Annotated in this window: 8 protein-coding genes and 4 tRNA genes; 5 read left to right on the top strand and 7 right to left on the bottom strand. The window is 73.7% G+C overall.

From position 1 onward, the window contains the following. Positions 1-8: 8 nt before the first annotated feature. Both OG580_RS19025 and OG580_RS19020 read right to left on the bottom strand, forming a co-directional pair. On the bottom strand, positions 9-1,481 hold the full coding sequence (locus OG580_RS19025; protein ID WP_267044866.1) for a diacylglycerol kinase family protein: 1,473 nt from the start codon (positions 1,479-1,481) through the stop codon (positions 9-11). Positions 1,482-1,614: 133 nt separating this feature from the next. Then, positions 1,615-4,449, bottom strand: a complete 2,835-nt coding sequence (locus OG580_RS19020; protein ID WP_267044865.1) for a LuxR C-terminal-related transcriptional regulator — start codon at positions 4,447-4,449, stop codon at positions 1,615-1,617. Positions 4,450-4,602: 153 nt separating this feature from the next. On the opposite strand from OG580_RS19020, the gene OG580_RS19015 reads away from it, so the two are divergent. After that, on the top strand, positions 4,603-4,959 hold the full coding sequence (locus tag OG580_RS19015; RefSeq protein WP_267044864.1) for a VOC family protein: 357 nt from the start codon (positions 4,603-4,605) through the stop codon (positions 4,957-4,959). 7 nt (positions 4,960-4,966) lie between these two features. Next, positions 4,967-5,419 carry a pyridoxamine 5'-phosphate oxidase family protein gene (locus OG580_RS19010; RefSeq protein WP_267044863.1) on the top strand — a complete coding sequence of 151 codons (453 nt, stop codon included), beginning with the start codon at positions 4,967-4,969 and terminating at the stop codon, positions 5,417-5,419. An 86-nt stretch (positions 5,420-5,505) separates the two neighbouring features. Here the strand turns inward: OG580_RS19010 and OG580_RS19005 are convergent. From OG580_RS19005 to OG580_RS18985, 5 genes are all read right to left on the bottom strand, one after another. Continuing rightward, positions 5,506-5,578, bottom strand: a tRNA-Lys gene (locus OG580_RS19005). A 130-nt stretch (positions 5,579-5,708) separates the two neighbouring features. Further along, positions 5,709-8,867 (bottom strand): VCBS repeat-containing protein, encoded by a 3,159-nt coding sequence (locus tag OG580_RS19000; RefSeq protein ID WP_267044862.1) that lies wholly within the window; start codon positions 8,865-8,867, stop codon positions 5,709-5,711. A 219-nt stretch (positions 8,868-9,086) separates the two neighbouring features. Beyond that, on the bottom strand, positions 9,087-11,489 hold the full coding sequence (locus OG580_RS18995) for a DEAD/DEAH box helicase (RefSeq protein ID WP_267044861.1): 2,403 nt from the start codon (positions 11,487-11,489) through the stop codon (positions 9,087-9,089). 198 nt (positions 11,490-11,687) lie between these two features. Next, positions 11,688-12,398: a hypothetical protein gene (locus tag OG580_RS18990; RefSeq protein WP_267044860.1), complete on the bottom strand. Its 711-nt coding sequence runs from the start codon at positions 12,396-12,398 to the stop codon at positions 11,688-11,690. 196 nt (positions 12,399-12,594) lie between these two features. Next, on the bottom strand, positions 12,595-12,945 hold the full coding sequence (locus OG580_RS18985; protein WP_267044859.1) for a metallopeptidase family protein: 351 nt from the start codon (positions 12,943-12,945) through the stop codon (positions 12,595-12,597). Positions 12,946-13,072: 127 nt separating this feature from the next. On the opposite strand from OG580_RS18985, the gene OG580_RS18980 reads away from it, so the two are divergent. The 3 genes from OG580_RS18980 to OG580_RS18970 all read left to right on the top strand — a co-directional run bounded on the left by OG580_RS18980 (position 13,073) and on the right by OG580_RS18970 (position 13,353). Further along, positions 13,073-13,145 (top strand) — tRNA-Glu (locus OG580_RS18980). A gap of 38 nt (positions 13,146-13,183) precedes the next feature. Next, positions 13,184-13,257: transfer RNA gene (locus tag OG580_RS18975), tRNA-Asp, on the top strand. Positions 13,258-13,279: 22 nt separating this feature from the next. After that, positions 13,280-13,353, top strand: a tRNA-Phe gene (locus tag OG580_RS18970). Positions 13,354-13,450 lie beyond the last annotated feature (97 nt).

Here is a 13,450-nt window from a genome sequence, read left to right as displayed (position 1 = left end):
TTGGGGGTTCAGGGGGTACGAGGGGTACGAGGGGTACGAGGGGTACGAGGGGTGTGGAAGGCGAGTACGGTGATCCGCCGCCAGTCGAGGGGCGGCCGGGGCGGTACGGTCCCCGGCCGGTCGCGGGGGACGAGGACCCGCAGGGCGCCGGGGCGGAGGGTGCAGACGACCGGCGTGGGCAGGTTGAGCGCCTCGCCGTCCACGGCGACGGAGATGGTGCCGTTGCCGTTGGTGCCAGTGCCGCTGCCGTTGCCGTTGCCGTTGCTGCCGTTGGTGCCGCTGCCGCTGCTGCTGCTGCTGCCGTTGGTGCCGTTGCCGTGGCCGTTGCCGTGGCTTCCCACGACCTCGACCCTACGGGCCGTCAGCACGTTCAGACCGGCCGCCTGGGTACCCCGTACCGCCAGCTCGGCGGCCTGCGCGGCGCCGTCCACGCGGATGCCGATCACCCCCAGCTCGCCCCGGTCGAGGCGCGGCCGATGGGCGGAGGCGACACCGAAGGGATCGGGGGCGGCGTAGGGGTTGTTGCTCACGAGGAGCGCCTGCTGGGCCTTGAGCACGGTGCTGTCGACGGTCACGTCGAGGCGGTCGCCCTCGCCGCCCTGGAGCAGGTCGGGCAGGGCGTCGACGGCGGTGCCCGCCTTCGCGTCGCGGTACTCGGGGCGCTGGACGACCTCCGCGTACACCCCGAAGGAGACGGTGTTGACGAACGGCCGGCCGGCCACCGACCCCAGGTCGACCCGGAGCTCCTCGCCGTCGGTCAGCGCGGCCAGGCACGTCGCCGGGTCGGTGCGGTCGAGGCCCAGGTCCATGGCGAAGTGGTTGCGGGTGCCGGCCGAGATGACGAGGAACGGCAGGTCGTACTCGGCGGCCACCTCGGCGACCAGGGCCTGGGTGCCGTCGCCGCCGGCCACGCCGAGCAGGTCGGCGCCGTCGGCCACGGCCTTCCGGGCGAGCGCGGTGACGTCCGTCTGAGCGGTCAGGTCGAGCAGGACGACGTGGGCGCCCAGCGCCTCGGCGCGGGCGACGAGGTCGAAGCGGCCGACCTTCCCGCCCCCGGACTTCGGGTTCATGATCAGGACGGGCCGTCGAGGGCGGGCGGCGGGCTCGCCGCGCATGACCGCGTCGCGCTCCCGGTCCGGACGGCGCAGCGCGGACCGCGCGCAGGCCAGCGCCACGCCCCACAGCGCGAGGGCCACGAGCGCGTTGACCCAGATGCCGCCGACGACGTACAGGATCAGGACCGCGACCGGCGCGCCCACGGCGAGCAGGGCTCCGAGCACCCGCAGCGGCCCGCGATGGGCGAGGAACCACCAGATGCCCACGGCCGAGACGGCGAGCCCCACGAGCCCGCTCAACAGGATCAACACTCCGCCGGCCAGGGCGGTCAGAAGCGCGACGACCGCGGCCGCCGCGGCCAGCAGCGCCCAACGGGCCAGCCGCCGGGCCGTCCCCGCCGGATCACCGGAACCACTCGCCGTCACCGACCCCACCTCCACGCTCGGATCCACATTCCCCCACGCTCCCCCACCGCGCGCCCCGGGGAGACCCGTTCGGAGGAAAAAGATCTTCGAGGGGAGAGGCCGGCGGCGAGCGCCGAAGCCCGCCGAGGGCGTCCTACCGCTCCCGCCCAAGACCCAGTTCGGCGAGGGCCGCCGTCCCGGCCGCGGCATGCGCGCCTCCGGCGAGCAGCAGCGTGCGGGCCGACTGGTAGCGGCAGCCGGCCGCGTCGAACGCCGCCGCCGTGGCGAGCAGGCCGGGCAGGTCCCCGTCGAGCAGCGCCTCCGCCCGGTCCACCTGGGCGGTGGCCACCGGATTGCCGGCGACCGTGGCCCGGGCGGCGGCGATCCTCTCCCGGGCGTCCGGGTGCCCGGCGAGCACGGACGCCTCCGCCCTGAGGGCCACGTACCAGTGCAGCCAGATCCAGGTGACCCACTTCCACACCTGCTCCGGCTCCGGCGCGATCCGGCCGAGGGCCGCGTCGGCGTCCCCGTCGTGGAGCAGGACCATGGCGTCGAGGATCGCGCCGTAGCCGTGCCGGTACTCGTCCGCGGTACCGGCCCGTTCGACGATCACGAGCCACTCCGCCCGGGCGGCGCGGTCGCCGCGCAGGCCGTGGACCATGGCGACCGAGGCGGCGGCGGGGCCTAGGGAGAACGACTGCTGACGGCCGCTCCGCTCCCACGCGTCGAGGAACCTCCCGCTGGCGGTCAGCACCTCGCCGACGCGGCCGGCGAAGGCGTCCGCGACGAGGAGCCAGGACGTGGCGTGGTGGCCCACCTCGGCGAGGATCGGATGATCGGCGAGCTCCCGGCCCCACTGCCTCGCCTCCGGCAGCCCGCCGACGCCGAGGGCGGTCCCGGAGGCCATGGCGAGGGCGTCGAGGAGTTCGTGCGTCCGCGCGGGAGTGTGCGGTACGGGAGACAGGAGGCCGATCCTGCGGCGGGCGGCGGCCGCGGCGGCGAAGGCGTCACCGGCCCAGCTCCGGGCGCCGGAGAGCGCGTCGAGAGCCGCGGACTCGGCCACCGGGTCGCCGGCGCTCAGGGCGAGCGCGACGGCCCGCTCGGCGAGGGCGGCCGTCTCCTCCACGGTGTTGTCCGTGGAGCCCTGGACCGCACCGAACGCGTCGGCGACGACCGCGGCCTCGGCGAGCGCGACGGCGGCCGACGCGGCGGGGTCGGAGGCCGCATCGGACAACTCCCGCGCCTCCCCCAGCAGGACGGCCACCTCCTCCACCGGGGGAATCCGGGTGAACTCACTGGAGAAGCGGTACGCGACGGTGGCGGCGGCCGCCAGGTCACGGCCGGCACCGGCGAGGTCCCCGGCCCGGCGGGCGGCCTCGGAAGCGGCCCGGTGCAGCCGGAACATGTCGTCGCCGAGCCGCCGGCACCCGGCGACAGCGGCGGCGAGCCGCAACGCTTCCCCGGCCTCCCCTTCGGCACCGGCGAGCACGGCGGCCTGCTCGTACCGCTGCTGGGCCTCGCCGAGGAGGTTGCGGGTGAAGGCGGACTCCGCAAGGGACAGGGCCAGCCGGTGGGCGTCCGCGCGCCGCTCCGGCTGCTCGGCGGCCCAGGCGAGGGCGGCCCTGAGGTCCTCCGCCACGGCGTCGAACCGGGCGCGCCAGTCCGCGCCGCCGGTGTCGAGGAGGTCGGCCGCCCCGGCCAGGCACCACTCCAGGTGACGCGTCCGGGCGGCGGCCGTCTCACCGGCGTCGGCGAGCCGCTCGGCCCCGTACTGACGGATGGTCTCCAGGGCCTGGTAGCGGGTGCCCGCGGCGGACGGCACCACGGTGAGCAGGCTCTGCTCGGCGAGCCTGCCGAGCCCGTCGGCGACCGCACCGGGGTCGAGCGGGGCGAACCCGGCGAGCTCCGCGGCCGCGCCGGCGGTGAACGGCACCACGAACACCGACACCCGGCGCAGCAGCGCCCGGTCCGCCGGCTCCAGCAGGTCGTGGCTCCAGTCGAGGACCGCCCGCACCGACCGGTGCCGGTCGGCGGCGCGGGGCCCGCCGGCGAGGATCCTCAACTGGTCGGAGAGCCCCGCGACAAGCCCGTCGAGACCGAGCGTGGGCCAGCGCGCGGCGGCCAGTTCGATGGCCAGCGCCATGCCGTCGAGCCGCTCGCAGAGCTCCACGACCGTGTCCCGTACCGAGGGATCCGGCGACAGACCGACCGCGGCCGCCCGCTCCAGGAACAGCTCCACGGCCTCGGAGTCGCCGCCCCCGGCCCGCGAGAGCGGCGGGACGGGGAAGACCCGCTCGAACGGCACCATCAGCCGGGCCCGGCTCGTCACGAGCACCCGCACCCGCGGGCAGGCCGCGAGCAGCCGCTCCAGGAAGGGCGCGACCCCGTCGCGTACCTGCTCGCAGTTGTCCCACACGAGCAGCGCCTGACGGTCGGCCAGCGCGGCGAGCACCGACTCGTCGACACCGCGCCCGGGCTGCTCGCCCACACCGACGGCGGCCGCTACGGCCGCGCCCACCCTGCCCGGATCGGTCACCGGGGCCAGGTCGACGAACCACACCCCGTCGGCGAAGTCTCCGGCCAGCTCGGCCGCCACGGCCAACGCGAGCCGCGTCTTGCCCACTCCGCCGGGCCCGACGGCGGTGACCTGCCGGTGCGTCTTCACGGCCTCGGTGAGCTCCCCGCGCTCCCGCATCCGCCCGACGAACGCCGTCAGAGGCGCGGGCAGGAGGGGCCCGGGCAGCGCGACGGGAACGGCATCGACGGGAACGGCATCGGCGGGAACGGGGTCGGCGGGCGCCGACTCGGCCGCGCGCCGGGAGAGCGCACGCCGGTCCGGCACGGCCAGCTTGCGCAGCAGCGAGGAGACGTGCGACTCGACGGTCCGTACGGAGATGAACAGCCGCGCGGCGATCTCCGCGTTGCTGAGGTGCTCCCCGAGGAGAGCGAGCACGTCGGCTTCCCGGGACGAGATCACTGGAGTGGACACCGCCTCATTATCGGCGCGTCGGTGGTCCGTCCGTGGTGCGTTCCGTGGTGCGTTCCGTGGTCACCACGGAGGCGCGGACCGTCGAGCTGAAGGACAGTGGAACCAGAGCGAACAAGCCGGAACCCACCGCCCCACACACCCACAGGAGCAACCATGAACGCGACGCCCACCCAGGGAATCAAGACGGTGCTGCACCCCGTGTCCGACCTGCCGAAGGCCAAGGCCGTGTACACCGCCCTGCTCGGCACCCAGCCGCAGATCGACGAGCCCTACTACGTCGCCTTCGAGGCCGCGGGCCAGCACATCGGCCTGCTGCCGGGCGGCGGCCCGCAGGGCCTGACCTCGTCCCTCGCGTACTGGCACGTCCCGGACATCGAGGCGAAGCTCGCCGAGGTGACCGCCGCGGGCGCCACCGTGAAGGACCCCGCGCAGGACGTCGGCGGCGGCCGCCTGGTGGCCACCGTCGTCGACCCCGACGGCAACCTCCTCGGCCTGCTCCAGGACAGCTGAGCGTCCGATGACGGCCGCCCCCCGCTCCCGCGACCAGCGCCGCCGCGACACCGGGCACCGGCTCGCCCACGACGTCGACGTCTGGGTCGCCACCGCCTCGCCGGACGGCGCGCCGTACCTCGTACCGCTCTCCTTCGACTGGGACGGCGAGACCCTGCTCGTGTCCACGCCGGCGAACAGCCCTACCGGCAGGAACATGACCGCCACCCGGCGTGTCCGCCTGGCACTCGGGCACACCCGCGACGTGTCCATGATCGACGGATCCGTCGAACCCCTGGACCTCGACGCCCTGCCGCGGTCCCTCGGCGACCGCTTCGCCGAACGCACCGGCTTCGACCCGCGCACCCAGTCGACCCCGTACCGCTGGTTCCGCATCACCCCGCACCGCGTCCAGGCCTGGCGCGAGGCCAACGAACTCCGCGGCCGTGAACTCCTCCGCACCACCCACCCGGTGGCCTGACGCCGGCGTCCCGGCGTCCCGGCGCCCGCACACGCAAGAGCGCCCCGCCCGGTCGAAACCGGTCGGGGCGCTCTGCAGCAGTTCGGTAGGCCGTGTGGGACTCGAACCCACAACCAACGGATTAAAAGTCCGCTGCTCTGCCAATTGAGCTAACGGCCCATGGACAAGCACACCCGAGCAGCATAGCCCGAGAGATCCCCGGAACCGATCGGGTATCCGACACGAGGCGTGGCCCGTGGCGTCGGGGAGGGGTCGGTCTCGACGGCCGCCCCCTCCCCGAGTTCCCCGGTCAGTACAGGCCCTTGAAGGCGTTCCAGCCGCCGCCGACCAGCCTGCGTGAGTAGTACCCGCCGGCGCAGGTGCCGTCGTAGGCGTACAGCCGGCCCGAGGTGTCGCGGGCGACGAGGTCGGGGCAGCCGTCGTCCGAGATGTCGCCGATGCCCGTCAGGGTGGAGTAGATGCCCCAGCCGGAGCCCACGCGCGCACGCGCCGCCACACCGCCGGTGGCCGTGCCGTAGTACCGCCACATGACGCCCGCCGCGTCCGTGCCCAGCAGGTCGCCGCGCCCGTCGCCGTTCAGGTCTCCGGCGCCGACGATCTTCTTGTACAGCTTCCAGTTCGTGCCGATCCGGACCCGGGCCTTCAGCCGGTGGTCGGCCGTCCCCCCGTAGAAGTACATGTCGCCCGTCGACGTCTGACGTACGACCAGGTCGGCGAACCCGTCACCGTTCACGTCGCCGGGGGACGTCAGCACGTCGTACTGGCCCCAGCCCGAGCCGATCACGGTGTACGGCGAGGACGCCGACACCACCTTTCCGCACCCCGGCCGGTACGCCCGCAGCTGCTCCCCGACGCGCACCAGCACGTCCGCGCACCCGTCGGCGTCCACGTCGCCGAACGGCACCGGCACGGACGTCGTCGCGAACTTCGCGCCCGTGCCCGCGATCCGCGACGCCAGCCCGCCGAACCCGTCACCCCGGTACATCGACACCAGACCCGCCGTGTCCATCACCAGCAGATCGCCCCGGGCGTCGTTCCCGGCCAGGTCACGCCAGGCCGGCGGACCGCCGGAGACGGTGATGCCCCCGGAGGCCACCAGGTCCCGGCCCTGCCCGTCCGCCGTACGCACCGTCAGGTCCCAGGAGTACGGACCGTTCGTGACCGGCTTCCCGGCCGCCGTCCGACCGTCCCAGGCCACGTCGACACGGCCCCGGGTCTCACCGCCCCGGTAGGTGCGGACCAGGTCCCAGGAGTGGAGGTCCCGGATCGTCAGTTCCCAGTACGAGGCGGGCTTCGACAGCACCCAGGCGCCCTTCCAGCCGTCCTTCGACCGCATGGTCGTCGGCGCGCTCGCCGAGGCGGCCGTCAGGTCGGAGGCCGGCACGCCCGTCCACACGGCGTGGACGAGGTTCCCGCCGTCCTTGTACGCGACGGCACCGCCGAAGCGGTCCACCGTCCAGGCCTCGCGGCGCGCACCGGACACCGGTGTGGAGTCGACGAGCCTACGGGCGGGGTCGATCACGACCTTGCCCGTCTCCTGTCCCGTCTCCGGGTTCCTCTCCCTCCGGAACTCGGTGATCCGGAGGTACGAGTCGACTCCCCGCTCCATCAGATAGCCGTCGCCGAGCAGGGCCCCGGTGGCGACCCCGGGCTTCAACGCGTACTTCGCGCCCGTACGCAGGTCCACGACGCCCTGCTGGGCGAACTGGGAGCACGCCCAGTACAGCCACCGGCCCGCCGTCTGGAGCTCCGTCACCTGGCAGGGCGCGTCGGTGTCGACGGCGGCGAGCGTCCTGCCGGTGGCCAGGTCCGTGCGGGTGACCTGGTCCGTGGCCGTGCCCCCGTACAGCGTGTCGCCCCACAGGGCCGCCGCCGTCTGCGTCCTGGTCAGGGCGGTCCTCCCCGCGTCCAGGTCGACGACGAGCATGTTCTTGCCGGGCAGGATCTGCCCGGGAGCGCTGGTGCGGCCCTCCTGGAAGACGGCCCAGCGGCCGAAGGCGTCGGCGATCCGGCCCTCGTCCATCCCGGTGGAGACGCGGACCGCCTGCCCGGTGGAGCGGCGGGCGACGACCTCCAGCGGCCCGGTACCGGTCCGCGCCAGGTGGACCGTGCGCCCGTCACCGCTGTCGAAGAGCGGGGTGGTGGCCTCCAGCCGTCCCGGCTCCGCACCGGCGTACGCGGGCCCGGACTGGCCCGTGTGCATCGGGCCGACCGGCAGGGTGCGCGCGTGGAAGCCCGCCTTTCCGGCGTCCGGCTCCAGGGTGGACAGCCGGCCCGAGCCGAGCGCGAGCGACGCGACCGCGGCCGGAAGGGGCTCCACCCGGCGCACCTTCTCCAGGACGGGCGCGCCGCCCTCCTTGCCCGGCACGGCCTTCAGGAGGGCCCAGTCGTCGGCGGACGTCCCGCCGACGACGGCCACGCCCCCGCCGCCACCGCCGACCTGGGTGAGCTCGGCCTCGGCGGCCGTCAGGAGCGTCTGCGCGCCCTGGTCCGGGTGCAGTGCGACGAGCCGCCGGGCCAAGGAGCCGCCGGAGGTCTCGCCGAGTGCCAGGACCCAGTCGCCGACGAGGCCGATACGGGCGGTGCCCAGGTCCGCGGGGAGCGGGAAGGTCCGCTCCCCGCCGGTCAGGTCGGCGCGCTCCCGCACGTGGACCGTGCGGTTCCCGTCGACCCAGGCGATCCGGTCGGGACTCACGGCCACGGGCGCGACGAGCACGGTTCCGGTCGGGGTGGGGGCCTCGATGACGGTCATACGGCCGGTGCGCAGGTCGACGACACCGAGGTCGGAGTAGTCGTACGGGTCGGCCGAGCGGCCGAAACGGATCACGGCCACGGAGTCGTCGCCCGCCACGAGCCGCGCCAGGTGCAGGTCGGCCCCCGCGGGCCAGCCGGTCACCGGGACCGGGGCCGCGGCGAGGTCGTCGGCGCTCCGCAGGTAGTAGCCGGTCGTCGTGGAGGTGTCCGTGGCCGACGCGTACTGCTGGAAGAGCAGCGTGGAGCCGAGGAGCCCCCGGTAGCCCGCGTCCCCCGGCACGTCGAGCGGCCGCTCGACGCCGGTGGTGAGGTCGCGGAGGGCGTGGACGCCGATGCCCGGCCGGACGTACAGGTACCGGCCGCCGGTGCCGGACTCGGCGAAGGCCCCGTACCCGCTGTCGTATCCGAGGGGAGTGCTCGTCCCGCTCGCGAAGTCGGTCCACGCGAGCGGACCGTCGACGTTCCCGCCGGAGTCCTCCGTCGCGTGGACGTAGCCCGTGGGGCCGACCGCCGTGACGGTGTCGTGGCGGGGGACTCCCCGCCAGTTCGGCGTGATGTCCAGCTGGTCGATCCCGACGACCGGCGAGGCCTGCGCGGTCCCGGCGGGCGAGAGGCCCGCGCCGGAGGCGAGGAGCGCTGCGGCAAGGACGGCGAGACGCGCGCGGGGGCGCCGCGCGCGTGCGTAACGAGACAAGGAGGTCCCTCCCCGGGGCAACCTGAAGCCCGGACATCCGGAAGTCGGGGAGAAGTATGGGCCGGGCCCCCTGGCCGGCACTCCTCACCCGCGTCGACCGGCTGAGCGTATCCGGTCGAACGGTGTGGCGAGTCGGCGCCAGGGGTTTCCCGGACACGCGGAAGGGCCCGTACGAGACCGGAGTCTCGTACGGGCCCTTCCCTGTCAGGTCAGTCGACCTCAGCCGTTGCGCTTCCAGCGCGGCTTGTCGTCGCGACGGCCGAAGGAGCCGCCGGTCGAACCGGTCGAGCCGGTGCCGCGGTGGTCGTCACGACGGGCGAACGGACGGTCGCCGCCACCCGAGCGGAAGCCGCCGGAGGGGCGGTCGTCGCGACGGTCGCGGTTGAACGGACGGTCGCTGCCACGGTGGCCGCCGGCCGGACGGTCGTCGCGGTTGAAGCCACCCGAGGGGCGGTCGTCGCGACGGAAGCCACCACCGGACGGACGGTCGTTGTCACGGTTGAAGCCACCGGACGGACGGTCGTTGTCGCGACGGAAACCGCCGGACGGACGGTCGTTGTCGCGACGGAAGCCACCACGGTCGCCGCCACGGTCGTCACGGTTGAAGCCACCCGAGGGGCGGTCGTCACGACGGAAGCCACCGGACGGACGGTCGTTGTCGCGACGGAAACCGCCACGGTCGCCACCGCGGTCGTCACGGTTGAAGCCACCCGAGGGGCGGTCGTCACGACGGAAGCCACCGGACGGACGGTCGTTGTCGCGACGGAAACCGCCACGGTCGCCGCCACGGTCGTCACGGTTGAAGCCACCCGAGGGGCGGTCGTCACGACGGAAGCCACCGGACGGACGGTCGTTGTCGCGACGGAAACCGCCGGACGGACGGTCGTTGTCGCGACGGAAGCCACCACGGTCACCGCCACGGTCGCCACCGCGGTCGCCGCCACGGTCACGGCGCTCGAAGTTGCCGCGGTCGTCGCGGAACGCCGGGCGCTCCTCACGACGCTGCTCCTCGGCGCGAGCGGCACGCTCGGCCTCGACGGCGGCGGCCGCGACCTCGGCCTCGGCGGCCTCGGTCACCTCGGCGACAGCGGCCTCCGGGTCCTCGCCACGCTCACGGGCGGCACGGGCCACCAGGCGGTCGGCCTCCTCGCGGAGCTCGACGGCACGGCGCTGCAGGCGCTCCAGCTGCTTGGTCAGGTCGACGACCTCGCGCTCGGCCTGCTTGGCCGAGTTGTTCGCGGAGTCGGCCTGGACCTCGGTCAGCGAACGGGCACCGGTGATCTCGGCGACCTCGGGCTCGAACGCGCCGGCACCGGCGACGATGTGGCGCGAGGCGTCGACGCCCGCGTCCTCCATCAGGCGGAAGATCTGGCGGCGCTGGTGCGGCAGGGCCAGGGAGACCACGACACCGGAGCGGCCGGCACGGGCGGTACGGCCCGAGCGGTGCAGGTAGTCCTTGTGGTCACCGGCCGGGTCCACGTTCAGGACCAGGTCGATGCCGTCGACGTGGATGCCTCGGGCGGCGACGTCGGTCGCGACGAGCGCGTTGACGTAGCCCTTCTTGAAGTCCTCGAGAACGCGCGTACGGGCGCCCTGCGTCATGCCGCCGTGCAGGGCGTCGGCCTTGACGCCGGAGTCCTGCAGCTGCTCGGCGATGCGGTCGGCGCCCAGCTGGGTGCGGACGAAGATGATCGTGCGGCCCTTGCGGGCGGCGATCGCCGCGGTGACCGGGGCCTTGTCCTTCGGCTTCACGACGAGGACGTGGTGGGTCATGGTCGTGACGTTGCCCTGCGCGCTGTCGACCTCGTGCGTGACGGGGTCGGTCAGGTAGCGCTTGACCAGGGTGCCGATCTCGTTCTCCATGGTGGCGGAGAAGAGCATGCGCTGGCCGCCGCCGGGGATCTGGTCGAGCAGCTCGGTGACCTCGGGCAGGAAGCCCAGGTCGGCCATCTGGTCGGCCTCGTCGAGGACGGCGATCTTGACGTCCTCGAGGGAGCAGGCGCCGCGGTTGATGATGTCGCGCAGACGGCCCGGGGTGGCGACGAGGACGTCGACACCGCGCTCCAGGGCGTAGATCTGGTTGCCCATCGACGTACCGCCGCAGACGACCTTCATCTTGAGGCCGAGCACGTCGCCGTACGGCTGGAGGGCGTCCGCGACCTGCATCGCGAGCTCACGGGTCGGCGTGAGGATGATGCCGCGGGGCTTCTTCTTGTCGGTGTGACCACCGGACAGACCCGCGAGCAGCGGCAGACCGAACGAGAGGGTCTTGCCGGAGCCGGTACGGCCACGGCCGAGGATGTCCTTGCCGGCCAGGGCGTCCGGGATGGTCGCGGCCTGGATCGGGAAGGGGGTCGTGACGCCGTTCTGCGCGAGCTTGCGCACGACGCCCTCGGGCAGACCGAGGTCGCCGAAGGTGATGGTGGGCTCGGCGGGCTCCTCGTCGGCCTCGATGGCCTCGATGGAGTCCTCGACGTCGTCGAAGTCGGTGGTGTCGTCGGTGTCGACGAGGGCCTCGGCGGGGGCCGCAGCCTCGGTGGCGACGATCTCGGTGGCCTCTACGGCCTCGACGATCTCGTCGTTCTCGGGCATGACGGCGTGGTCAGAACTGAAAATGGACATGCGAAATGCGAAACCTTCCGGAGTCTCGGCACGCGCCCGTCAACTCCGTGAATTCGCAAATCGACCGCCTCAATGCGGTCAGCCACGGCTAGGGAGAGTACGCGCCACGCGGCGCTCTTCTGTGTCGGCGCCGGGCAATGGGATCAAACGATCTACTACCATACGCACCCTCCCCCGCCTATGGCAAACCGGACTCCGTCACACCGGTCCGACCTGCGGTGATGCCGTCGGCTCCGGAGATGCTCCCGGCCCGTCCGCCGCCCGCATCGCACCCAGCTGCGCCTCCGGCCCGGGGGTCGGCGGATCACTCGGATTCGAGGTCGGTTCCGGGGTCGGTTCCGGCGTCGGCTCCACGGTCGGTTCCGGCGTCGGCTCCACGGTGGGCTCCGGCGTCGGTTCCACTGTGGGCGGCGTCACTCCGCCCCCACCGGGGCCGCCCGCCCCTCCCCCGTTGTCGCCGCTCCCCGCGCCGCCGGCACCGCCGCCGCCGTTTCCGTTGTTCCCGCCGTCGACAGGGCCCCCGCCCTGACCGCCGTTGCCGCCGCTCGACGTCGGGCCGGGCTTCGGGGTGACGCCGCCGGTACCGGCCGGGCCCTCCACCGGCAGCACCGCGCCCCGCGAGGGCTCCGCGGAGGCCGACGGCGAGCCGCTCGGCACCGGGGACTTCGCACCGCCACCGGCCGCTTCGGGCCCGCTCTTGCCGGGCCGCCCGTTCCAGGAGCCGGCGCCCCCGTCCGGGAGTCCCGCCCCGCCGTCGGACTCGGCCGCCACGCCCCGCTTCCCCCCGGACGCGCCGGGCACCGGCTTGGCCCCCTCGTCACTCACACTCATACAGCCGCTCAGGCCGGCGCAGGCCGCGACGGCCAGCGCGGCGGCGGCCCATCGCACACGGGTGGGCAAATGGCGCACGGGGGCACCTCCAGGACACAACAGGCAGGGACGGAACGCGTTGTCCTGCCCAACTCCCTTTGCGTCGCAAGGGACACGCCCGGGACGCCTCGGGCGTCACCCCGCCCGGACGCGACCCTCCCGGCCCCGCCCGGCCACGACCCTCCCGACCTCACCCGGTCGGCCACGACCCGACCCCGCCCGGCCGCACCCCCGCTCAGCCGTAGCCCAGCGCGTGCAGCCGCTCGTCGTCGATGCCGAAGTGGTGGGCGATCTCGTGCACCACCGTGATCTCGGTCTCCGCGACCACGTCCTCGCGCGCCTCGCACATCCGCAGCGTCGGGCCCCGGTAGATCGTGATCCGGTCGGGCAGCACGCCGGCGTACCACTCACCACGCTCGGTCAGCGGCGTCCCTTCATAGAGCCCGAGCAGCTCGGGATCCTCCGGGTCGGGCTCGTCCTCCACGAACACCGCCACGTTGTCCATCAGCCGGGCGAGTTCCGGAGGAATCCGGTCCAGGGCCTCGGCGACAAGTTCCTCGAACTCCTCGCGCGTCATCTCCAGCACGCGCCCATTGTCCCCCTGGTGGAGGGACTCGCCGGGGGTACGGGGAAACCGTTTTGGCGATCCCGGCCGACATCCCATATGCTTCTCACGTCCCCGACGCGCTGCAAAGCGCCCCGGCGGGCCCTTAGCCCTCATCGTCTAGTGGCCCAGGACGCCGCCCTTTCAAGGCGGTAGCACGGGTTCGAATCCCGTTGGGGGTACGCATTAACGTGTGCGAGACTTGTCTCGCACATTGCAAGGCTCTGTGGAGCAGTTGGTTAGCTCGCCACCCTGTCAAGGTGGAGGTCGCGGGTTCAAGTCCCGTCAGAGTCGCTGAGGCTGGAAACAGTCTCGTGGCTGGGTAGCTCAGTTGGTACGAGCGATCGCCTGAAAAGCGATAGGTCGCCGGTTCGACCCCGGCCCCAGCCACAAACAGAAGGCCCCGTTCGAAAGAACGGGGCCTTCGTCGTTTCCGGGCCCTTCCCCGACGGCGCCCCTAAGGGGAAGGGGCCCGCGCCCCTTCCCC

Source organism: Streptomyces sp. NBC_00094, assembly GCF_026343125.1.
GTDB lineage: Bacteria > Actinomycetota > Actinomycetes > Streptomycetales > Streptomycetaceae > Streptomyces.
The sequence above is the reverse complement of the archived record's forward strand: the minus strand, read 5'-3'. Positions and strand labels throughout refer to the sequence as shown.